Below are 23,922 nucleotides of genomic sequence, written 5' to 3'. Positions count from 1 at the left end.
ATAACTATAACTACAACTACAACTACAACTACAACGATATAACGTGAAACAGAAGGAATTCCAAAATGACGGAACACCACAACAGTGACCCTCGTCTCGACACGACTCGCGAAATTCGCGCACCTCATGGCACCACTTTACGCGCTAAATCTTGGTTAACAGAAGCACCACTGCGTATGCTGATGAATAACCTAGACCCTGATGTGGCAGAACACCCACATGCACTGGTTGTGTATGGCGGTATTGGTCGCGCTGCGCGTGATTGGAAATGTTATGACAAGATTGTGGAAGTATTAGAGCGTTTAGAAGACGACCAAACGTTACTTGTTCAATCAGGTAAACCTGTAGGCGTGTTCCCGACTCATAAAAACGCACCTCGCGTACTAATTGCTAACTCGAACCTTGTTCCACACTGGGCGAACTGGGAACACTTCAATGAGCTCGATAAAGAAGGCTTGATGATGTACGGCCAAATGACCGCCGGCAGCTGGATCTACATTGGTTCACAAGGCATCGTTCAAGGTACTTATGAAACATTTGTCGCGATTGCCAAGAAGCACTTCCAAGGTGAAGCAAACGGCAAGTGGGTTCTAACTGGCGGTCTTGGTGGCATGGGTGGTGCTCAACCTCTCGCGGCTACTATGGCTGGCTTCTCAATGATCGCCGTAGAATGTGATGAATCACGAATCGACTACCGCTTACGTACTGGCTATGTAGACAAAAAAGCCACCAGCTTAGATGAAGCGATGGCAATGATTAAAGAGTCAGACACGCCAATCTCTGTTGGCTTATTAGGTAATGCCGCAGACGTATTCCCAGAGCTTGTTGAACGCAATATCACACCTGATGTGGTGACTGACCAAACATCTGCCCACGATCCTCTGAACGGCTACTTGCCGCAAGGTTGGACGATGGAGAAAGCCGCACAAGAGCGCACCATTGATGAAGCAAAAGTGGTGAAAGCCGCGAAACAATCGATGGCGATTCAAGTACAAGCGATGCTAGACCTGCAATACCGTGGCGCTGCAACCGTAGATTACGGTAATAACATTCGCCAAATGGCACTGGAAGAAGGCGTAGAAAACGCGTTTGATTTCCCAGGTTTCGTTCCGGCTTATATTCGACCTTTATTCTGCGAAGGTATTGGTCCTTTCCGTTGGGCTGCGTTGTCTGGTGACCCAGAAGACATCTACAAAACAGACCAAAAAGTAAAAGAACTGATTCCAGACAACCCACATCTACATAACTGGCTAGATATGGCGCGTGAACGTATTCAGTTCCAAGGCCTGCCAGCTCGTATCTGTTGGGTTGGGTTGAAAGACCGTGAACGCTTAGGCCAAGCATTCAATGAAATGGTCAAAAATGGCGAACTGAAAGCACCGGTTGTTATCGGTCGTGACCACCTAGATTCAGGTTCAGTAGCAAGCCCGAACCGCGAAACAGAAGGCATGATGGATGGATCAGATGCAGTATCAGATTGGCCTCTATTGAATGCCCTTCTGAACACCGCGGGCGGCGCAACTTGGGTTTCTTTGCACCACGGTGGTGGCGTTGGTATGGGCTTCTCGCAACACTCAGGCATGGTGATTTGTTGTGACGGTAGTGAAGATGCATCACAGCGTATTGCTCGCGTACTTCATAATGACCCAGCAACCGGCGTTATGCGTCATGCTGATGCAGGTTACGATATTGCCAAGCAATGTGCCAAAGAGCAGAAGCTTGATTTACCTATGCTAAACGAAGAACTTCGTCGCCTTTAATGTCTGGAGAGAACATGTTGAACTTATTACTTAAACCAGGACTTCTTGGCCTATCTGAACTTCGTAAAATCAGCCGTAGCCCTGTGAACCTATCTCTGGATCCTGCAGCAATCCCTGATATTGAAGCGAGCATGCAGGTTGTCGAGCAAGTGATTGCTGAAGACCGCACTGTGTATGGCATCAACACGGGTTTTGGCTTACTAGCAAACACCAAGATTGCGCCTGAAGATCTCGAAGTTCTACAGAAAAGTATCGTGCTTTCTCACGCAGCAGGCATCGGCAAGTTCATGTCTGATGAAACCGTGCGTTTGATGATGGTATTGAAGATTAACAGCTTGTCTCGCGGTTACTCGGGTATCCGCCTCAAGGTGATTAATGCTCTTATCGATCTAGTGAACGCGCAGGTTTACCCATGTGTTCCACAGAAAGGATCAGTAGGCGCATCTGGAGATCTTGCTCCCCTCGCCCACATGAGTACCGTTCTGCTAGGTGAAGGCCAAGCACGCCACAACGGCAAAATCATCACTGGCTTAGAAGCAATGCAGATCGCAGGCTTGGAGCCAATCACACTTGCTCCGAAAGAAGGCTTAGCACTATTAAACGGCACACAAGCATCGACTGCATTCGCTTTAGAAGGTCTATTCGCAGCAGAAGACTTGTTCGCTTCTGCGACTGTGTGTGGTGCGATGTCTGTAGAAGCGGCACTGGGTAGTCGTCGCCCGTTTGACCCTCGAATTCATCGTGTTCGTGGTCATCGTGGTCAAATGGATGCAGCCCTTGCTTACCGCCATATGCTTGATCAAAAGAGTGAGATTGGTGAGTCACACACTTGCTGTGAAAAGGTTCAAGACCCTTACTCGCTGCGTTGTCAGCCTCAAGTGATGGGTGCCTGTTTACAGCAAATTCGTAATTCAGCAGAAACGTTAAACGTTGAAGCGAACTCGGTATCGGATAACCCACTGGTATTTGCTGAAGACGGCGACATTATTTCAGGTGGTAACTTCCACGCAGAACCTGTGGCAATGGCAGCCGATAACCTAGCACTTGCGATTGCGGAAATTGGCAGCCTTTCCGAACGAAGAATGGCACTGCTGATTGATAGCGCGCTAAGCAAGCTGCCACCTTTCTTGGTCGATAACGGCGGCGTGAACTCGGGCTTTATGATTGCTCAAGTAACGTCTGCTGCTCTGGCAAGCGAGAATAAAACACTGGCACACCCAGCTTCAGTAGACAGCCTTCCAACATCGGCAAACCAAGAAGATCATGTGTCTATGGCAACCTTTGCGGGTCGTCGACTGCGTGACATGGCAGAAAACACTCGTGGCATCTTGGCCGTTGAATACTTAGCAGCAGCACAAGGCTTGGACTTCCGAGCGCCAAACCTATCTTCACCTCGAGTAGAAGAAGCGAAACAGATTCTGCGTGAAAAAGTGAGCTTCTACGACAAAGACCGTTACTTCTCACCTGATATCGAGCAAGCGAACCTATTGCTCAAATTATCAGTGCACAATCACCTAATGCCTGAAGGTATTCTGTGTAGCTTTTAAGACAGAAACAATCTGAACAACACCCATTAGAGTGTTATATAAACAAGGGTTATTGATTAGCCCTTGTTGCATTGAGCCAAAGACCATATTCCCCTTAAAATCGTCACATACCATCCAACGTATTTATCTAATCGATTGATATATAAGCAAAGTTAACTGGATAGACCATTAGAGCGAAGTTAGTTAGCTATAATCCACCCCAGATTTGATGACTAATAGCGATACTATGTTTCTGACACCTTACTTTTCTACTGAAGACAATCAATTTCAATTCACTCGTGAACAAGCTAGCCACTTTGCTAAAAAAGTAGCCGCTGACTTCAACCCAATTCACGATGAAGACAACAAGCGCTTCTGCGTGCCTGGCGACCTTTTGTTTGCAGTTCTTCTGCAGAAAGAAGGCATCAGCCAAAAAATGCGTTTTGATTTTTCAGGTATGGTTGGTAACGGTATTGCGCTAAGCGTTGACAACAAATGTGAGAAAGAAAGCTCACTGGTTGACGAGAAAGGCAAAGAGTACCTACACATGTCTTGTGAAGGTGAAAAGAGCCACGACCAAGCATTCATCGAGCACGTAGTAACAAACTACGTTAAGTTCTCTGGCATGAACTTCCCACACATCATGGTTCCTCTTATGGAAGAACAACAAATGATGATCAACTGCCAACGTCCTCTTGTGATTTACGAGAGCATGGAAGTTGAATTTACTCGCCTAGACCTGTCTCACCCAGAAGTTGAATTCTCTGGCGCGACTTTTGATGTCGAAGGCAAACGTGGCATCGTGACTCTGAACTTCGATTTTAAAGAAGATGGCGAAGTAGTCGGTAAAGGCGTGAAGCGCATGGTAGCGAGCGGCCTTAAGCCATACGACCAAGCTTCTGTAGACGACCTAGTAAACCGCTTCAACGAGCGCAAAGAGATGTTTCTAGCTCAGTTCGCAGCCGCTGCTTAATCAGCATTATTATTTACACCACTCGATGTAAGTAAGCCCTAGAACAAGTTCAATAAAGCCCAGCTTGATAATCTCAAGCTGGGCTTTTTTATTTCGATTACTAAGCCATTAAGCCTGCTCTCAAATCATCACTAAATCCAGCGCCTAACCTTCTGTTTGTAATCAACATATTCTGCACCGAATAATTGTTCTAGTGCTCGCTCTTCGGGTTTGATTTGGAAGTAATTCATGTAGATTACGAAGCCAAAGCTGAGTAGCACACTGAAGATATTCTGGAAGAAGTAGCCAAAGCAAAACAGCAGGATGAACAACCCTAGGTACATTGGGTTTCGCGTGTAGCCAAAAATTCCACTGTCAACGACGGCTGATGCGGTTTCGACTTTGATCGGGTTAACGGTGGTTTTCTGTTTTCGAAATTCCAATATCCCTGATATTCCAATCACACCACTCAATGCGACCCCGATACCTAACACAACCATTCCATAAGGCAATGCCAGTGTCCCTTGGCTCAACTGCTGAGCGCAGAAGTATGATGCTACGAATACAATAATGAACAGTGCAACGGGTGGTACTTTTAATTCTAGAAATTTCATACTTTTCCTTATTAACATTCCTTTGTTAGTTTAGAAAAAAGCCCAGCAATTGCTGGGCTAAATGTATTAGAGAATTTTTGCTAGCGCCTGCAATGGGTGAGCAAGCTTCTCACCTTCAAAACGCTTCACTTGGCTACGGCAAGAATAGCCCGTCACCAAGCAACGATCTTTTGGTAAGTCCTGCATTTGAGGCTTCCAGCTTAAACCATATATGTCTTTCGACATTTGCAGCTTATCCACTTCGTGGCCGAAAGTTCCCGCCATACCACAACAGCCTACAGGAACGCTGGTTAACGCCGCACCAAAGTGTTTGAAGATAGTGCCCCACTCTTTTTCAGCGTTCGGCATTTTGGTTTTCTCAGTACAGTGAGCAAACAAATACCACATATCTTCACTTGCTGAGCGTGCTTCGAACTCACCTAGCGATGGCATTAACCATTCATGCACGGTAAGCACATCAAAGTCGCCGCGCTTGTCACCTAAGATCTCGACGTATTCATCGCGGTAACAAAGCACAAGAGCAGGGTCAACGCCGACCAGAGGAATACCAATATCCGCCACCATCGACAAGAAATCCGAAGTAGATTTCGCCTCACGTGCAAAACGATTTAAGAAGCCCTTGATGTGTAGCGCTTTACCATTCGGTTTGAACGGCAGCAATACCGGTGTTTTGCCAAGCTTTTGAGCCAGTGTGACGAAGTCTTCAATCACCTCAGCATCATAGAAGCTGGTAAACGGGTCTTGAACGATCAGCACATGCTGTTTCTTCTGTTCAGAAGACAAGCCTTCTAAATACTGTAAGTCGAAAAGTTGCAGCTCTTTACTTGCCAGACGATTTTTAAGCGTAGGCACCGACATCAATGGTGCATCAACATAACCAACCGTTTTAGCCGTTGCCGTTTGTATCCACTTTTGACCTAATGCAGCGTTCACTACTTTTGGCGCTTTCGCCATCAGCGGCAGCATGGTTTCAATGTTGGCAACTAAATAATCTTTTGCTGGGCGTTGGTAACGCGAGTAGTAGATGTTTAAGAATCGAGAACGGAAACTTGGAACATCAACTTTAATCGGACATTGACTCGCACACGCTTTACACGCCAAACAACCATTCATCGCCTCATGAACTTCATGCGAGAAATCGTACTCATGGCGTTTGTTCATCGTATTGCGAACACGCTCAATCATAGTCTTAACGGGTGTGTTGTCTTTCAACGCTTCTTGCTCAAGGTCGAGAATATCAACGCCTTGCTCAGTCAGTTGACGCAACCACTCTCTTACCAAGCCTGCGCGGCCTTTTGGTGAGTGACGTCGGTCAGCCGTGACTTTCATTGAAGGACACATTGGCGAGCTAGTATCGTAGTTGAAACACAAGCCGTTGCCGTTACATTCCATTGCTTGCTTGAAGCTATCACGAACTTGTACGTCGATCTGACGGTCGTAGAAACCACGCTTAGTATCGGTGACTTTCACCAATTCAGCGTCACTTTCTAAAGGCGTACAGATCTTGCCAGGGTTCATCTTGTTATGCGGGTCGAATGCTGCTTTAACACGTCTTAATTCGGTAAACAGCTCTTCACCAAAGAAGTCAGGTCCATACTCAGAACGGAAGCCTTTACCGTGTTCACCCCACATCAAGCCGCCGTATTTAGCCACCAGCTTAACCACTTCATCAGAGACTTCGTGCATCAAGGCTTCTTGCATCGGATCACACAGATCCAATGCCGGACGAACGTGTAATACGCCTGCATCCACGTGACCAAACATGCCGTAATTCAACTCTTTTGAATCGAGTAACACTCTAAATTCAGAGATAAAGTCCGCCAAGTTTTCTGGTGGTACACAAGTATCCTCAGCAAAAGCGACGGGCTTAGCTCGGCCTTTCGCCGCACCTAAAAGACCCACCGCTTTCTTACGCATGTTGTAGATTCGGCCAATGCTCGCCAAGTCGCTACACACTTGGAAACCAATCACGCCGGCTTCTTCACTTTCAACCATGGTTTCAAGGCGTGCAGTCAGCGCTTGGACTTGCTGTTCAACTTCCGCTTCATCTTGGCCTGCAAACTCAACCATGTTGATGCCAAGCATCTCTTTGTTAGGAACATCGGTCAGCAGGTCGCTCACGGTGTGCCAAACGATGTCTTGCTTCGCTAGGTTCAATACTCTTGAATCCACCGTTTCAACAGACAGTGCTTTCGCTTCTACCATGAACGGCGCATTACGCAACGCAGAATCAAACGTGTTGTATTTCACGTTAACCAGTGTGCGCGCTTTTGGAATCTTGGTTAGGTTTAACTTTGCTTCCGTGATGAATGCTAACGAGCCTTCAGCGCCACATAGAACGCGAGTTAGGTCAAAGCTATCGTCTTGTTCGCTTATCGCATTCTTTAGGTCGTAGCCTGTTAAGAAGCGATTCAGCGGAGGGAATTTATCTAAGATTTGAGCGCGCTTGTCTCGACAAACCGCCTCAGTCACGGCAAGTGCATGGTGAGCGAATTCACCCTCAACGGGTAAGCCGTGTGATAAATCAGATTCTAGACATGAACCATCTGCAAACACCGCTTGCAGCGACAATACATGGTCTGAGGTTTTGCCGTACTTCAACGATCCTTGACCCGAAGCATCGGTATTGATCATGCCGCCTAAAGTTGCTCGGTTACTGGTAGAAAGGTCTGGAGAGAAAAAGTAACCATAAGGGCGAACAGCGTCGTTCAATTGATCTTTAACGACACCAGACTGAACTCTTACCCAGCCTTCTTTCTCGTTAATCTCTAGAACCTTATTCATGTATCGCGACAGGTCAACCACGACACCTTTTGTTAAAGATTGTCCGTTGGTTCCCGTACCACCGCCACGAGGGGAAAAAGTCACGCGTTCGTAAGCGGATTTAGAAACCACTTTACCGATAAGCACAACGTCTTGCGTTGTTTTAGGAAGGATGACCGCCTGCGGCAATTGCTGATAGACACTATTATCAGTCGCCACAGCCAAACGGCTAGAATATTGAGATTCAATGTCGCCAGTAAAGCCCGCTGTTTTTAGTTCATCTAAAAAGCGTACGACAACTGGATCGACATCAGCATTGAGTTGAAGTCTTGGTAACATTTGCTTCCTGCCCCTACTTCGCTGATCCTATCAGCATTGGGTTATCTGAGATTTTTAATAATTTTCTTTGAATTTCGTCACTTTACTACTATTAAGATCATATAAAAAGGTGATCAAATCAGAATCTCAGTGCAAGAATGGAGAAATAGTCACTTTCGTCTTAATTCAGTAGCAATATACTGAGTAACATTTTGTTTAAGACATCTCCACGAGCACATCACAATGAAAAAAAACAAAACAGTCACAACTGAAGATATCCTTCTTAAACTATGCCAATCAGTCTCAAGCGTACTAACTTCAGCGACGGCTTCTCAGGTGTCCTATTCAGCCATGGTTCAAAAGATCAACAAGACGAGCCTAAAGCCAGACTTTGGTTGCTTCGTTTTGTTTGACGGCGGCTTTTCTGGTCTTGTTGTTATCAATTTTACGTCCAAAGCAGCGCTAGAGATCTACACCAATTACATGCGCAATATGGGCATGCCTGAAAACGAACTCGCTGTGCTTCATACTTCAGATGAAGTGGGCGATGTGTTGGGTGAGCTGATGAACCAATTAGTTGGCGACTTCACCAATAAAATCCGCAAAGAGCTGCAAACCAACATCACACAAAACCAACCGAAAATGCTGGCTCTGAACAAACAAGTTAACCTTTCTGTTGATACTAATCTCGATCGTCCACAAGCTCGTCGTGTTACCTTCTCTACCGCTAATAACAACATTTTCTACCTTGAGCTTGCGATGGATAAGACCGAATTCATTCAATTGGAAGAATTTGAAATCGCAGAAGACGAATGTCCAGATAGCATTCTTGAGGCGACTCAGAAAAAAATGCAAGAAGCGAACAAGCCAGCTCAAAGCTCAGGCAATGACTCTGCAGCAGATCTACTCGATGAACTGGGTATCTAGTTTACGAATGCTCTAGACACATTGAAAAAACGTGTCACTAACGCCATCAATACGCTTGATGGCGTTTTTGTTTTTACCGCCAAGTCGGCTCATGCAGTCCAATGTTCACCGCCTCACTTGTTCATCAAACCAGTTTTGCCTTTCTGTTACCCGCGAAAACATGTAAAATGTTGGACTTTTAAAAATTTGCGGTACTGATTAAATTGTCGATGGATAAGAAAAAAGCCCTAAAGAAAATTGCCAAGTGTCTTGAGCTTGGAAATTCTGCGAACGTCAATGAAGCGGCCAATGCGATAAAAATGGCGCATAACTTGATGCTGAAATATGGTCTCGAAAAAGACGATATTGAATTTATCAAGATGGGGAAAACTCAGTCCAGTCACCTGTTACCTGCAAATATCAGTTCTACATTGCTGCGTGTTATTCGCGGTATCAACACCAAATTTGGCGTAGAAGCCGTATTACTGAATCACAAAGGCCTCAAGCGTGTTGAGTTCATTGGTGAAGCCGATCGCGCGATCTTCGCAGCCTTCGCTTTCGATATCATTTATCGTGAACTGAATGAACATACCGGCCAATTCAGAAATAGCTTTGCTGGCTCTGGCACAGGGTCATTAGAAGTGACTCGCCGCGTAAACTCGTTTGTTTCAGGCTGGGTTGAAGGTGCACTTGAAAAGCTGCCAACCATTACCCCAGACGACGAATCAAACAACAAGATCAATAACTACATTGATAAAGAATTCAAAAATATCGACCGTGAAACGTTCAAGCAGCAACTGAGAGAAGCGATGAAAAACCTCACCGCCGATTATGAAGTTGGTTTGAAGAAAGGTCGTAAATTGTCTGTTAATCGACCAGTTGGCGGTACCCAGGCAGCTAAAAAGATAACTAAATCATAGAGCCACTTTACATTACTTCGACGTATTGATAAAAACCATCAATAAGATTTACAGGACTATGTTTGTCACTCGGATTCATTCGTTTGACAGAAGTACATGATGGAGAAAATACGTTGAAAAAAATCACACTAGCCCTAGCGCTTACTATCGCTTTAACGGGTTGTCAGGCAACTCAACGCCAAAACGCGACAACTGGCGAATCTGAGACTAACTCTGCAACTCAAGGCGCTCTAATTGGTGCACTCGCTGGTGCCGTTGCTGGTGCTGCTACTGGTGACTCTAAAGATCGTGGTAAACGTGCACTTATCGGCGCAGCAGGTGGTGCGGCTGTTGGTGGTGGTATTGGTTACTACTTTGACCGACAAGAAGCAGCCCTTCGTGAAGAGCTAATGAATTCAGGCGTTCAAGTTGAACGTGTCGGTGAGAACCAACTTCTACTTCGCCTAGAAAACGGCATCGGTTTTGATTCTGGCTCTTACGCTTTAGAATCAAGCATTCACAATACCCTTCGCGGCGTTGCTCGCATCCTCGTTGAATACCCAGACACTAGCCTAGTGATTGAAGGTCATACTGACAGCACTGGCAGCGAATCAACCAATCAAACCCTTTCTGAGCGTCGTGCCGAATCTGTTCGTGCATTCTTGATCTCTCAAGACGTTGCTGCAGGTCGTGCTATTGCTCGTGGTAACGGTGAGCGTTACCCTCTATGTGACAACAACACCTCTCAAGGTCGTGCTTGTAACCGTCGCGTAGAAATTCAAATCTTGCCGCTTAAGTAGCACGATTAAAGCCCAGTCCGTCTTTATCTCTTGAATTAACCTCTATATAGTTGTTTATCAGTTATGTTACTCATTTAACGTGATAATAATAACCAACAACCATAAAGCGTATTCATACTGACATATCGATTCTGGGCTTTTTTACGAGACTTATCTTTTGCTGATCCTATCCAACATTCTGTCATCATCACTTCTTAGAGCTCTATTTCTAGCCCTCATCTTTTCCACGATACAGCTGTCCACCACACGTTTCGTGCACGCAGCAAGCAGTGATGAATTTTCACTAGAATCACAACCTCAAGATCCAGTTTCTCAATACCAATTAGCTCAAGCTTATGAATCGGGTGTCGACGTTCCTGTTAGCACCAGTGATGCATTGTATTGGTACACGCAGTCAGCAGAGAATGGTAACCCAAACGCGCAATTTAGACTGGGTGAATGGTACTTGGCAGGAACAGGTGTTGAACAAAGTAACAAGCTTGCTTTGGAATTGTTTATTAAAGCAGCGTTGCAAGGTAACCAGCGCGCGCCTATTGAGGTCGCAAAACTCTACGAATCCTCGCTAGAACAAGACCTCCTTCAACCGTTAGATAAAGCGCAGCTATGGTATGAAGCAGCCTTAAAAAACAACCCGAATGCAGAAGATGGCTACAACCGCATTTTGGAAGCGCAATTCAACCAGCAACGTGCAAAGCAGATCTCTTCAATAGAACAGCTCGATGACAGCATCGACTCTGAAATAGACACCAGTCAGGGGTTATCTCAGCACGTTCAATCTAACCAAGCATCACGCTCTAACCTCTCCAGTTCTAACCTAACTAGCTCTGACTATATGATTGGTGCTGCGTTGGCCGTGTTGATTTCAATCGTCAGCATTATTGCGACGCTCGTTATCTCAAGAAGAAGACAAGCTCTAGAGTCGGGTGATTCGCGACAGCAACAACAATCACTTGAAGCGCAGCTTAGCTCGAAGGACCTGACGATTAAGCAGCAAAAACGTCAGTTGCACACTATGTTCCACGAATTGAAGAAGCAGAAAAGCAGCAAAGGTCTAAGTCATCTGCAGGTGGCTTGCGCGCTATTTGGCTACACGCCCAGCTCAATCCCTGACCAAAAAATCATCAAGATCCGATACAAACAGCTATCAAAGATCTACCATCCAGATGGTCACGGATGTGACGAAGAAATGAAACGTTTGAACAATGCGCTAAAAACCATTTTACAAAATGTTACAAAACCGTAAACAAACACACATCTTCATTTTTCAAGATCTCAAAGATATCGATTTTATTGGTGTTGCAATCGATCCCCCTCTCAAAAACGGGTAACAAACTATTAACTAATAGGTCTTACTTGTGTCATAATTTGCGCCGAAAATACACCTGACTTAAACAGGTGAGGAGAGAATATGTTCACAATAGAAGGCGTTTGTGATTGGTGCAAAAAGCCAAGCCTAGTTAAAAAGCACGACTACCTAGATGGTAAGTGTCATCATGCATGTAAAGAGTGCAATGATATTGCAACCATTGATGTTCGCCAGTTCAATATTGGTGAAATGGAAATGAGAGCAAAACTCTCCCAAGCGACATTGAGATAAGCAACACCGTGAAATATAAGAAAGCGCCTAAGGCGCTTTTTTTGTGCCTGCGATTTTAGATCTTCTCTCTTCTATACAGGTGTATACAGTACTTTTCTATCAAAACCACTGTATACACCTGTATAAAGCTCACATTTTTTCAACTTATGAGACAAAACAGCAAATTCATTCAAATTTAATTTATCTAACAATTTCAATGATTTAATTGTTTTTCATCCATAATTCCAAACGAAATCGTCCAATAATCCCGCAAAAAACGCTTGATCTTATAAGCAACTAAAACTACTGTATACACATACAGCATGTATATAAGGACAGCAAAATGATTCAAGCACACGTTAAAGCACAACACTCTAGCCCGCTAGTTCACTGCGCATTTACATCAGTTTCTCGTAAAAGCAAAAATTCAAACGAGGAAGCGTTGTTTGCAAGAATGGCGTTGCTGTCCAATCAACATCAGTGGTTACTGTTTACGGCTCAAACACCAAGACCGTCGGCTAAGCAGCTTAAGCAACATAATGTTTGCTGCGACCGCGTTATTCATATGAAAGCCTCTCATCAAATGACTGAAGTAGAGACTGTCGAGAAAGCCATTCGATCTAAGAATGCGAGTGCGATTGTTGCAAGTGCATCGATTGATCAGTTCAGTCAACAGTACCTAAGAACATTAGGATTACGCTTTCAATGTGAAGTCTTCTTTATGGATGCAAATTCAGAGCGTATTCACTAAGCCATATTGCTTAATAACATTTTGGCTCAAAACGTTGTCCACAAACATAGCTTAATCTTTTAGCTAACAAACTTAAGTTAACTTAACAAACAATTCGCCAAAACACAGTCCAAACATACTGCCTTCCCCTGCCATACAATTCGCCAATTTTTTAGCGGATTGTTAGGCGGGGGTTTTTATTTAAACAACAGATTTAGCAATCGTTTGCTTTTTCTCTGGAAGCAAATAGTAGATTGGGTATAATGCCCGTCTAATCATGTGCACACCGCACTTCTCTGTATGACGTTTGATAAAAGATAGGAATGTCTAAATGAGCCTTGCTGATCAAGTTCTTGCCGTAAATGATGACCTACCAATCCGTACTGATAAACCTGTCCACAGTGGCAAGGTTCGTTCGGTCTACTGGTTAACTGAAGAAGATAGCCAACGACTAATTAAAGAGAAAGGCTACGATGTAGCACCAGATGCGCCTTTAGCAATCATGGTGATCAGTGACCGTATCTCTGCATTTGATTGTATCTGGCGTGGTGAAGGGAATCTTAAAGGTGTTCCAGGTAAGGGAGCGGCTCTGAATGCTATCTCTAACCACTGGTTCAAATTGTTTAAAGACAACGGACTTGCTGACAGTCATATTCTTGATATCCCTCACCCGTTCGTATGGATTGTACAAAAAGCTCGCCCAGTCATGATCGAAGCGATTTGTCGTCAATACATCACAGGTTCAATGTGGCGTGCATACGCAAACGGCGAACGTGAGTTCTGTGGTATCGAGATGCCTGAAGGCCTTGAGAAAGACAAGAAGTTGCCTGAGCTACTGATCACGCCTTCAACAAAAGGGATTCTGAAAGGTATTCCTGGCGTTCCAGAAGCTGACGATGTGAACATCACTCGTAACAACATCGAAGATAACTTTGCAGCATTCAACTTTACTCAAGCAAGCGACATCGCTCATTACGAGAAGCTTCTTAAAGAAGGCTTCAACGTAATCAGCCAAGCGCTAGCAAAAGTAGACCAGACCTTTGTTGATACCAAATTTGAGTTTGGCTACGTCAACGATGCTCAAGGCAAAGAAAAGCTTATCTACATGGACGAAGTCGGTACTCCAGATTCATCTCGCATTTGGGATACTCAGGAATACAACAACGGCAACATCGTTGAGAATTCAAAAGAAGGCTTCCGTCAGTTCTTGCTTAACTACTTCCCTGATGCCGACATTCTTTTGAACAAAGAACGTATGCCAGAGCGTGAAGCACTAGCTCGTGACAATGAACTTCCACTGGATTCGCTAATGTCTTTGTCTCGTACTTACCTTGATATCGCAGCGAAAATCACAGGTGCGGAGATCGTACTGAGCGAAAATCCTAAGCAAGAGATCATTGATGTTCTGCGCGCTGACTATGGTCTAATCGACTAGTCGCTTAATTGCTTAATTGCTTAATATCAAAATAGAAAGCTCGAAAGCTAATAAGCTCCTAGACACAAGTTTTAGATACTAAAAGGGCCTCAATATTTGAGGCCCTTTTTACGTGTACGTTTTACTATTCCTGAGAGAGGTTATAGGCGAACTGAAGTTACAGCCTAATAGTGAACTCTTCTCCAGAATTACCCGCAATCACTAAATGACTGCGCGACTCAATATACTCGATCTGCTCTTCTTCAAGCGAATATGGCATCACCACTTTGAGCTCATTGATCCCTTCCAGCTTAGCAAGCTTGAGTAAGGTAACAATGTTCGACTCATCACTTTTACGCGTCGACATTGATTTCAATGCCATCTGCCATAAACGATCTTCAGGGCTTGCTAGCTCTTTAATGCTATCTCGCCAGACGGTACTGAACACTGGCGCAATTGTGGTGAGTGCTTCCAGAAAAGTCCATTTTTTACTGCATGAGGCGCCAAGAAATGTTGTGTAATCGAACTCTACACGCGTCTCTTCCTGTTTATCCATGATGTCCCCCGACACTTTGGCAACACAATATACTCAATATCTATCAACTCTTTCTTTATAGCAATAGGATATAGAAGAATAGTCTTTTATGACCTTTTGATTGGTTAAAAAGGCATATAAAAATCAAACTTGTAACAAAATAAGCACTGAAAAATCATATATGCACCTATTTGATTAATATTTTAGAGATAAAACTTATCCATCTATTTGATATCAATTATTCGGCTCGCTTTTTTGTACTGAATACGCCAGCCAGACCATGTCGGTAGCTCCCAACGTTTTGGCGATAACTTTCGACTACCCGATTGATAGTGGACGTAAATCAGCTTTCTTGCGGGCAAGTATTCGACATCGAGTTGCAAGTCGGCAAGGCTCAATGCAAACGGATATTTTTCCGAAAACTCTGAATAGAGCCAAGTTGGAATGCCATCAAACGGTATGTCTGCATGGTCGAACATTTCCAATTCGCTGACATCAGTAACACCTAGTACTTCAAGCTGCTCTATAAACCATAGCTCAAAGTTAATGCTCTCAATTTCTGGTGTGTATTGAGTTTGTTCATCGAGACCAAGTTTCACATACAGCTGCCAGTGTTTGATTTCTCGAGTGCGAACCTTTGCAAAACCCGGAAGCTGGTCTCCATTTAACACGAGGTCGACGATAGGCTTTAACGATAATTGTCCTTCAGCCGCGACGAGCTTGGTCGTAATCGTACGGCCTGCGTACACCAACGCCATCTCGGTAAAAACGCCATCGTCATTCACGACTGTTTCGCCTTGCTCCCACTCTCCTAGTTCAGCATCAATGATAAGCTCAAGAGGAATGGGGGCCGTGACCGTCGCTAAGGTCAGTGTCTGCTTAACGCCTCTTCCCGGCAAGCTGTGAGTATCCAACACCAACATCGCTTGTGCATTATCAGGGAAACGATTCTGACGACCGAGTACCACCTCTAATAATCCATTAGCAAAGGCTTCTTTCCTTTTAAGTCGGCGCACAAACACCAGTTCAGGATGCAGATTCACAATGGTCTTGAGCAGTTCAATGCGTTGGAAACGTGACCCGACTTCTAGCTGAGGAAGTTCAAATACCTCCCGCATTTGCTTAGCCAGTCCTTGAGCTTCATTCAGTGCCTGTTGGTCGATGTCTAAATGCGGATATTCGCGACCACGCACAATCTGAATCAACAGGCTTAAATCACACCCTTCCCTCTCTTGTTGCGCGAGCGCTTCAAGATGTTCTACATTGTTTGGTAACTGATACAAGCGAGCAGGAACGGACAACGCCGCAGTGAGATCGACCATCGCCTCTTTTAATGCTTTGGTTTTGATTCGAGTAACGATATCGGCATACAAAGCATCAATCGGCAACGGATACAACTTTTTGCCATGCTCGGTAATTTGATGGTTGGCGTTAATCGCTTCCATCGTCAGCAAGGTTTGAGTTGCACTGTTTAGTGATTTCTCTGGAATAGGATCAAGGAAGGACAAGCTCTCAAGCGGAGCGCCACAACATGCCGCGGCCAACATAGGTTCAGTCAGCTCTTCACGCTGTAATTCAGGCGGTGTGACTAACTCTAACGCCGCGTGCTCACCATATAGGCGAACGCAAACGCCGTCCATTACCCTACCCGCGCGGCCAGCTCGCTGTTTGGCACTCGCTCGTGATATGGATTTAAGCATCAGTGTGGTTCTGCCATTACGCTGAACGGTGCGTCTCTCTAATCCTGAATCTATCACCACCCCAATGTCAGGAATGGTTAATGAGGTTTCTGCAACGTTGGTCGCAAGGATGACCTTTCTCAAACCATTAACTTCAGTATTGATATTCCGGCCAGATAACGCTAAATCTCGCTCTTTATCACTGACCGAGGCATGCAATTTAACGACTTGGATATCTGGATTCTTTGCCAAGGCTTGTTCGCATTGCACGATCTCTTTTTTACCCGGCAGAAAAACCAACATATCGCCAGAAGAAGCGATCAGCTGATGATTCACTTCTTCCGCAATGCGCAGCTCTAGATGTCGAATATCAGGCAGTGTTCTGGATTCGTTCGCTCTGTGCCCAATCTCAACTTGATAAGTTCGCCCTTCACAGCTTATTCGATTCGCATCCAAATAATGAGCAAGGCGTTCACCCTCAATGGTTGCTGATGTGATCACCAAACGATGACTCGCTTTTTGTTTCAGAATCGCCACCAGCAGATCAATGTCCCAGCGTCTCTCGTGAAATTCATCTACCACAATCACATCAAAGTTAGCCAATCCATCTTCTGATAACCAGCGCAGCGCGATACCGGGCGTCACAAAAACAACGTTAGTTTGCTCGTTGTATTCCGATTCAAGCTTAATCGCATAGCCCACTTTACTACCCAACTTCTCGCCCGATTGCTGCGCGAGATATTTAGCCAGTGATGTACACGCGATGCGTCTTGGCTCCACCACCAGCACTCGCCCATGTTGAGAAGCCCAAAGCGGCAGGCGCGTAGATTTACCCGATCCGGTTTCAGCCTCTACGACAAGGTGAGAATTAACGATTTGTTCGTGGAATATGTTTTGATAAGCATCGATGGGAAGTAATGACATAAAATGGCGAGTCGCGAAAAAGTGTGAGCAAAGTATAACGAATTATCGTGTTGAAATTCGATAAGTGTGGGACAGAGGTAAGAATATCATTTTGTTTGCTCAGATCGCGGAGAAACTATTTACAATTGAATAACTAAACCGTTATCATTTTTCAGTTACCCTTTCTCCCATATTAGGCATCCAATGAACAACGATAAACGCCCTCTATATATCCCTTATGCTGGTCCTGCTCTACTAAGTACACCTCTTCTAAACAAAGGCAGCGCATTCTCTGCTGAAGAGCGCAGTTCTTTCAACCTTGAAGGTTTGTTACCGGAAACAACCGAAACAATCCAAGAGCAAGTAGGACGTGCATACAAACAATATTGTAACTTCGAAAGTGATATGGATAAGCATATCTACCTTCGTAACATCCAAGACACTAATGAAACGCTTTTTTATCGTTTAGTTCAAAACCACATCTCTGAAATGATGCCTATCATTTACACGCCAACAGTTGGCGCAGCATGTGAGAACTTCTCAAATATTTACCGTCGTGGCCGTGGTCTGTTTATCTCATACCCGAACCGCGATCGTATCGATGACCTACTGAATAATGCGACAAACCACAACGTTAAAGTTATCGTGGTTACGGATGGTGAGCGTATTCTTGGTTTGGGAGACCAAGGCATCGGTGGTATGGGTATTCCAATTGGTAAGCTAGCACTTTACACAGCTTGTGGCGGTATCAGCCCAGCTTACATGCTACCAATCGTGCTCGATGTGGGTACTAACAACCCTCAACGTCTTGCTGACCCAATGTACATGGGCTGGCGTCATCCTCGTATCACAGGTGCTGACTACGATGCATTCGTTGAAGAGTTCATCCAAGCGGTTCAACGCCGTTGGCCAGATGCATTAGTTCAGTTCGAAGATTTCGCACAAAAGAACGCAATGCCACTGCTTGAACGTTACAAAGATCGCATCTGTTGTTTCAACGATGATATCCAGGGCACAGCAGCCGTAACGGTTGGTTCTCTACTTGCAGCATGTAAAGCAGCAAACAGCAAACTGTCAGATCAGCGTATCACCTTCTTAGGTGCGGGTTCTGCGGGTTGTGGTATTGCTGAAGCTATCATTGCTCAAATGGTGTCTGAAGGTATCAGCGATGCGCAAGCTCGCTCTCAAGTTTACATGGTTGACCGTTGGGGTCTGCTACAGGAAGGCATGCAAAACCTGCTTGATTTCCAACAGCGTCTGGTTCAAACCAACGAAAACACCAAAGACTGGGAAAGCGACGGCACTGGTTTCTCTCTACTAGACGTTGTTCGCCACGCGAAACCAACCGTATTGGTTGGTGTATCTGGTGCTCCAGGTCTATTCAGCAAAGAAGTCATCAAAGAGATGAACCTACACTGTGAACGCCCTATCGTGTTCCCACTGTCGAACCCAACAAGCCGTGTTGAAGCAACGCCAAACGACATTATTCGTTGGACTGATGGCCAAGCACTTGTTGCGACAGGTAGCCCATTTGAGCCAGTCGTTCACAACGGTACCACTTACCCAATCGCTCAGTGTAACAACAGCTACATCTTCCCAGGTATTGGCCTTGGTGTATTGGCTGTGAATGCTTCACGCATCACTGACGAAATGCTAATGGAATCAAGCCGTGCACTTGCTACGTGTTCTCCACTAGCAATCAATGGCACAGGCGCTCTACTTCCACCATTGGAAGAGATCCACACGGTATCGAAGAAGATTGCTCTTGCTGTAGGTAAGAAGGCGATTGAACAGGGCGTTGCTCTAGAGATCACTGAAGATGCACTGCAACAAGCGATTGACCAGCACTTCTGGCAGCCAGTTTACCGTCGCTACAAGCGCACGGCATTCTAATAAAGAGCGTTAACTACTCTTCTAAGAGCCTCTGCAATTGCAGGGGCTTTTTTCTTTACACTGTCTTGTCTTTTTAACTGATTTTTCTCATTTTTATTTGGTATTATCGAGCACTCAAAAATTAATGCTCAGTGAAAGGACCATACCGAGAGTGAAATTTGATTCTCACATTATCCGTAGCTACATAAAAAAAGCTTACAAAAAACTGCAAGGTTTTCTGTTTGGCGCTTTCCTCGTGTTCTTAGTAGGCAGCGCTGCGGTTATTGCGATCGATTATTGGGTTTCATGGCAAGCGGAAGATCGCATCATCTACGATATAGATGAAGTGCCCGAGCTTGAGGTCGCCGTCGTACTTGGCACGAGCAAATATTTGGGTCGAACACTCAACGACTATTATAAGCACCGAATCGAAGCTGCGATTGAGCTGTTCGATCGTGAAAAAGTAGATCAATTTCTACTGAGTGGCGATAACGCTCATCGCTCTTACAATGAACCGTGGACGATGAAACGCGACTTGTTAAAAGCGGGCGTCCCCGAGGAACGCATCAATCTAGATTATGCGGGTTTCAGAACCTTAGACTCGATTGTTCGCGCCAAAAAGATATTCGATACCGATAACTTTCTGATCATCACTCAAAAATTCCACTGTGAAAGAGCGCTATTCATCGCCAATTCTTACGATATTCACGCGCAGTGTTTAGCCGTTTCAGGACCAACCCATCACTCGGGAAGCTCAATACGTTTGCGTGAAGTGTTTGCGCGTACCAAAGCATTCCTTGATCTGTATATTATGGGGACAACGCCAAAGTTCCTTGGACCTAAAGAGCCGATTCAACCGAGTCCAAAACCGGAATCATTTCCGATCCCAAACCCTATCACTGACCCCACTGTAGAGCCTGTTGTAGACCCAACAACAAGCCCGATTACAGACCCAGCAGAGACCGATGTGTAGAAAACTACACATTTTGAATTTGTTGCCTCACACTTCCCCATTGTTAAGCAAAAACACACCAACACTCCTTTATTAACTTGAGTAACATTCTTCCAACAAAGTCTGACCCTACATCAAGCTATATACCTCGAAAATAATAAGCACAACTCAATGAAGTCGTGCACCAATACAACGAGGATAAACAAAAGGAGCGTCTTATGACGGCACTTGTTACTACACTGAAACACTGGTTGTTTACCCGCAACAGCATGATATTAATTGGTAATTTCACGCTATTTGCAGTTTTGCTCAATACCCTGCCATTCGAAGCGCAAGTGAATACAGGTTTAAGTATTCTCGTGTTCGTTGCCATTCTATGGTTAACAGAAGCTATTCACGTCAGCATCACCGCTTTGCTCGTTCCCCTATTGGCTGTCTTGTTTGGTGTATTCAACACGCCCGCAGCGCTGGCTAACTTCTCAAACCCAATCATCTTCTTATTCATGGGTGGCTTCGCATTAGCAGCCGCACTGAACAAGCAAGAACTAGACAAAGCAATTGCTGACAAAGTACTGCTGATAGCAAAAGGCAGAATGTCAGTCGCTGTGTTCATGTTGTTCGGTGTGAGTGCAGGTCTATCGATGTGGATCTCAAACACGGCCACCACTGCAATGATGCTTCCTCTTGTTCTTGGCATCATGAACAAGGTTGACCAAAGTGAAGACCGCAACACCTACGTGTTCGTGCTACTGGGTATCGCTTACTGTGCTTCAATCGGTGGTATCGCAACCTTGGTTGGTAGCCCACCAAACGCAATTGCGGCGGCAGAAGTTGGCTTGAGCTTCACAGAGTGGATGGCACTTGGCCTACCTATCTCAATGATCTTACTTCCAATCGCGATGATTATTCTTTACGTGATGACTAAGCCAAAACTTGACCACAAATTCGAGCTAGACCATGCACCTGTTGAGTGGACAAACAGCAAGAAAATCACACTGTCTATCTTCCTTTTAACAGTAACGCTTTGGATATTCGGTAAACCAATCAACGCAATGATTGGCGGATTCTCTAAATTCGATAGCTTGGTAGCGATTGGCGCAATTGTATTGCTTGGCGCTTCTAGAGCGGTGGAATGGAAAGACGTTGAGAAGACAACGGACTGGGGTGTGCTTATCCTGTTCGGTGGTGGTATCTGTTTAAGTAACATTCTAAAAGCGACAGGAACCAGCGTATTCCTAGCACACTCACTAAGCGGATTTTTAGAAACAGCAGGCGTACTGCTTACGATTCTAGCCGTGGTAGCGTTCGTGGTATTCCTAACAGAATTTGCGAGTAACACAGCGAGTGCAGCATTGCTTGTCCCTGTATTTGCGACCATTGCTGAAGCGCTGGGTATGTCTCCGGTAATCTTATCTGCACTGATTGCGGTTGCAGCATCTTGTGCCTTCATGCTGCCAGTAGCGACACCACCTAACGCAATCGTGTTTGGCTCGGGTCACATCAAGCAGAAAGAGATGATGCGAATCGGTATGGTGTTGAACCTAGTTTGTATCCTAGTTCTGACTCTGTTCGCTTGGATCTTCTGGTAAACACTAACGTTCTATAAGCGCATGCTTAGAGGAATGCTCCCCTAAACTGGTTGAACTTCCCCCGGTTCAACCAGTACAAAAATGCCCGCTCAGTTTGAATCTATCAGTCAACTGAACGGGCACATAAAAACAAGAAACGCTTTTCCCTTTTGGTGGCCCCGCGCCACCTTTTTTGTTTTTGGCTATTGGCTATTGGCTAAAGCAAGCAACTCATCTCTCTTCAGAACAACAGCATTAAATTGCGCTTGGTACTAAACGCGTCCAACCTAGCAGCAACATCGAAGCACACAACACCCACACTAAGGTCGCTAACGAGAGCGTCGACACCAAGTTATAGCGATAACTGAACACGTACACTGCACCAAGATAAGCGGCGTATGGCACAAGCGAAAACAGGCCAAACAGTGCGGTAGTACGCAACTCGACCATGGTTTGTTCCGTGCCGACAATGTAGTGAGCAATCAGAGCAAAGGTCGGAAACAGCGGCACTAAACCAGAGATGTAGAAGCTCTTACTCTTCGACAACAGCGCAATCAACAAAACCGCCGCGGCACCCAGCAGACATTTAAAGAACAATGAGATCATTTTTATACTTTATCCAAGCAAACCAACAAAGGCTCTAGAGGGTAAACTCATCGAGCAGCCATAAAAACGCCACACGTCACATATGCACGTGTGGCTTATAAACTAATCAAAACAATTTTCAGATTAGTGACTCAAGATCACCTGATTTCGACCTGAATGCTTCGCTTGATATAAAGCTTCATCAGCGCGAGCAATGGTCTCTGTCACTCGCTCTTGCTTCATCTCGGCAGCACCAATACTGCATGTCAGTGGATCGCCATGAACCCAAAGGTGTTGGCTGACTAAAAGTCGAATTTTCTCGGCCTTTCTTTGTGCTTCGCCAAGATCAGTCTCAGGGCAAAAAACAATGAACTCTTCACCACCCCATCTCACCAACTTGTCGGTAGCGCTGATCGAACTGCCCACCACCATGCTGAACTCACGTAGAATATGGTCACCCATTTGGTGCCCGTACTTGTCATTCACGCTCTTGAAGTAGTCGATATCGAGATACAACATACCCAGCTTGCCATGCCCTTGCTTCACATACTGTGACTGCATTTTCAACCAATCACGAATCGCGTGGCGGTTTAGTATTCCGGTTAACTCATCACGATGGGCCATCTCTGAAAACTCAAAATTCTGTTCTCTCAGTGCGCGATTGACGTTCTTTAAGTGATGATGTCTTTTCTCTGCGATCACCATGCGTTTTCTTGAGCGGTTTAACTCCGACAGCAAGAATACGGTGCCCGTGCCCACCCACACAAACAGTAGGATCATGAACAAGCTTTCTGCGGTGATATACGAACCTTCGAACTCAATACTGCGGATGACGATTCTGTGGTGACCGAGTTTCGCCCCAGACGCAGTAGCAAACTCAACCATATTCACATTCGAAAATTCAGGGGCCGAATGCTCTAACGCAATGTCGTTATCAGCCAGCCACCATGTCATCACTTGCAGGTTTTTGATCGGAATCTCAATCACACCACCATCGATTCCTGGAGAAAATTCCATCCCGTTGTACTTATGTGTGTACTCGTTATCAGGCACCGAATAAGCAGGGTTGTAGTTACGTAGGTAGGTTCTCAAACGGCCACTAGAGTCAGCTTCCGCATGGTAATCAATGTTCACTCTAAAGGTGTGGTACTGAGAAAGGTCAAGACCCGCGGTGATGTCTCGGTTGATACGAATCGACAGCCCACAGTAAGGCCAAGGATACTCAGATTCTTTAAGTTCACAATCGAGAATGTACTGTCCATTTTCATAGGATAACTGGGACGTACTGACTCCCCTATCAACTTGATCGCTGGTCGCGATAAATTCATATTTGTCAGGGGTAATTGCCGTTATCACACGATTTCCGCTCACACGGTAATACTGCACAATGGCAAGTGTTGCGATAACTAAAAAGATAACAATCTTATGGATCCACTTCACGTCTAAGCTTCCGGCTTAAGGTCCCTATCGTTGGGATTTCATGATAAAAAACAACCTGAGTGGATTAGTGATATTGATGCCAATAATCCACTTAAAAGCGTTATATCACGCCTGAACAAAATGTCATACC

At 45.1% G+C, this 23,922-nt stretch carries 19 protein-coding genes; 13 read left to right on the top strand and 6 right to left on the bottom strand.

The window, feature by feature from the left end; translation table 11 throughout:
• Nucleotides 1-65: 65 nt before the first annotated feature.
• The 3 genes from hutU (at nucleotide 66) to OCV20_RS06815 (ending at nucleotide 4,259) form a co-directional block, all read left to right on the top strand.
• Nucleotides 66-1,760 (top strand): urocanate hydratase, encoded by a 1,695-nt coding sequence (gene hutU / locus OCV20_RS06825; protein WP_048615115.1) that lies wholly within the window; start codon nucleotides 66-68, stop codon nucleotides 1,758-1,760.
• Between the two features lie 14 nt (nucleotides 1,761-1,774).
• Nucleotides 1,775-3,307, top strand: a complete 1,533-nt coding sequence (hutH, locus tag OCV20_RS06820) for a histidine ammonia-lyase (RefSeq protein ID WP_048607477.1) — start codon at nucleotides 1,775-1,777, stop codon at nucleotides 3,305-3,307.
• Between the two features lie 226 nt (nucleotides 3,308-3,533).
• Nucleotides 3,534-4,259, top strand: coding sequence for a DUF3581 domain-containing protein (locus tag OCV20_RS06815; protein WP_010438254.1), 726 nt, complete (start codon nucleotides 3,534-3,536; stop codon nucleotides 4,257-4,259).
• A 131-nt stretch (nucleotides 4,260-4,390) separates the two neighbouring features.
• Here OCV20_RS06815 and OCV20_RS06810 read toward each other — a convergent pair whose 3' ends face one another.
• Nucleotides 4,391-4,852 (bottom strand): methyltransferase family protein, encoded by a 462-nt coding sequence (locus tag OCV20_RS06810; RefSeq protein ID WP_048607122.1) that lies wholly within the window; start codon nucleotides 4,850-4,852, stop codon nucleotides 4,391-4,393.
• Nucleotides 4,853-4,918: 66 nt separating this feature from the next.
• Nucleotides 4,919-7,954 (bottom strand): D-2-hydroxyglutarate dehydrogenase YdiJ, encoded by a 3,036-nt coding sequence (gene ydiJ / locus OCV20_RS06805; protein ID WP_086774837.1) that lies wholly within the window; start codon nucleotides 7,952-7,954, stop codon nucleotides 4,919-4,921.
• 222 nt (nucleotides 7,955-8,176) lie between these two features.
• Here ydiJ and OCV20_RS06800 point away from each other — a divergent pair, with 222 nt between their 5' ends.
• From OCV20_RS06800 to OCV20_RS06770, 7 genes are all read left to right on the top strand, one after another.
• Nucleotides 8,177-8,860, top strand: a complete 684-nt coding sequence (locus OCV20_RS06800) for a DUF3334 family protein (protein WP_017059770.1) — start codon at nucleotides 8,177-8,179, stop codon at nucleotides 8,858-8,860.
• Between the two features lie 209 nt (nucleotides 8,861-9,069).
• Nucleotides 9,070-9,759, top strand: a complete 690-nt coding sequence (locus OCV20_RS06795) for a DUF2786 domain-containing protein (RefSeq protein ID WP_017059769.1) — start codon at nucleotides 9,070-9,072, stop codon at nucleotides 9,757-9,759.
• A gap of 113 nt (nucleotides 9,760-9,872) precedes the next feature.
• Entirely contained in the window at nucleotides 9,873-10,538 is a 666-nt protein-coding gene (locus tag OCV20_RS06790) for a YiaD family glycine zipper/OmpA-like lipoprotein (RefSeq protein WP_086774838.1), read from the top strand.
• Between the two features lie 157 nt (nucleotides 10,539-10,695).
• The gene (locus OCV20_RS06785; protein ID WP_086774839.1) at nucleotides 10,696-11,781 is read left to right on the top strand and encodes a tetratricopeptide repeat protein; all 1,086 of its coding nucleotides are present in this window, start codon (nucleotides 10,696-10,698) and stop codon (nucleotides 11,779-11,781) included.
• A 165-nt stretch (nucleotides 11,782-11,946) separates the two neighbouring features.
• Nucleotides 11,947-12,135 (top strand): hypothetical protein, encoded by a 189-nt coding sequence (locus OCV20_RS06780; RefSeq protein ID WP_004733419.1) that lies wholly within the window; start codon nucleotides 11,947-11,949, stop codon nucleotides 12,133-12,135.
• Nucleotides 12,136-12,457: 322 nt separating this feature from the next.
• Nucleotides 12,458-12,865 (top strand): SulA-like leucine-rich domain-containing protein, encoded by a 408-nt coding sequence (locus tag OCV20_RS06775; protein ID WP_017055178.1) that lies wholly within the window; start codon nucleotides 12,458-12,460, stop codon nucleotides 12,863-12,865.
• Between the two features lie 310 nt (nucleotides 12,866-13,175).
• Nucleotides 13,176-14,279, top strand: a complete 1,104-nt coding sequence (locus tag OCV20_RS06770; RefSeq protein ID WP_017055177.1) for a phosphoribosylaminoimidazolesuccinocarboxamide synthase — start codon at nucleotides 13,176-13,178, stop codon at nucleotides 14,277-14,279.
• A 157-nt stretch (nucleotides 14,280-14,436) separates the two neighbouring features.
• Here the strand turns inward: OCV20_RS06770 and OCV20_RS06765 are convergent, their stop codons facing one another.
• Nucleotides 14,437-14,814 carry a hypothetical protein gene (locus tag OCV20_RS06765; RefSeq protein WP_019821854.1) on the bottom strand — a complete coding sequence of 126 codons (378 nt, stop codon included), beginning with the start codon at nucleotides 14,812-14,814 and terminating at the stop codon, nucleotides 14,437-14,439.
• Nucleotides 14,815-15,017: 203 nt separating this feature from the next.
• Nucleotides 15,018-17,396, bottom strand: coding sequence for a helicase-related protein (locus OCV20_RS06760; RefSeq protein ID WP_086774840.1), 2,379 nt, complete (start codon nucleotides 17,394-17,396; stop codon nucleotides 15,018-15,020).
• Between the two features lie 183 nt (nucleotides 17,397-17,579).
• Between OCV20_RS06760 and OCV20_RS06755 the strand changes: the two genes are divergently transcribed.
• From OCV20_RS06755 to OCV20_RS06745, 3 genes are all read left to right on the top strand, one after another.
• Entirely contained in the window at nucleotides 17,580-19,268 is a 1,689-nt protein-coding gene (locus OCV20_RS06755; RefSeq protein WP_048613210.1) for an NAD-dependent malic enzyme, read from the top strand.
• A gap of 151 nt (nucleotides 19,269-19,419) precedes the next feature.
• Nucleotides 19,420-20,220, top strand: coding sequence for a SanA/YdcF family protein (locus OCV20_RS06750; protein ID WP_086774841.1), 801 nt, complete (start codon nucleotides 19,420-19,422; stop codon nucleotides 20,218-20,220).
• 197 nt (nucleotides 20,221-20,417) lie between these two features.
• Complete coding sequence (locus tag OCV20_RS06745) at nucleotides 20,418-21,788, top strand: SLC13 family permease (RefSeq protein ID WP_048607137.1); 1,371 nt, start codon at nucleotides 20,418-20,420, stop codon at nucleotides 21,786-21,788.
• Between the two features lie 234 nt (nucleotides 21,789-22,022).
• Here the strand turns inward: OCV20_RS06745 and OCV20_RS06740 are convergent, their stop codons facing one another.
• The gene (locus tag OCV20_RS06740) at nucleotides 22,023-22,373 is read right to left on the bottom strand and encodes a GlpM family protein (RefSeq protein WP_048607138.1); all 351 of its coding nucleotides are present in this window, start codon (nucleotides 22,371-22,373) and stop codon (nucleotides 22,023-22,025) included.
• A gap of 123 nt (nucleotides 22,374-22,496) precedes the next feature.
• Nucleotides 22,497-23,792: a GGDEF domain-containing protein gene (locus OCV20_RS06735; RefSeq protein WP_086774842.1), complete on the bottom strand. Its 1,296-nt coding sequence runs from the start codon at nucleotides 23,790-23,792 to the stop codon at nucleotides 22,497-22,499.
• Between the last annotated feature and the right edge of the window lie 130 nt (nucleotides 23,793-23,922).

Origin of the sequence: Vibrio coralliirubri, assembly GCF_024347375.1 — a bacterium.
In the GTDB taxonomy this organism is placed as follows: domain Bacteria; phylum Pseudomonadota; class Gammaproteobacteria; order Enterobacterales; family Vibrionaceae; genus Vibrio; species Vibrio coralliirubri.
The sequence above is the reverse complement of the archived record's forward strand: the minus strand, read 5'-3'. Positions and strand labels throughout refer to the sequence as shown.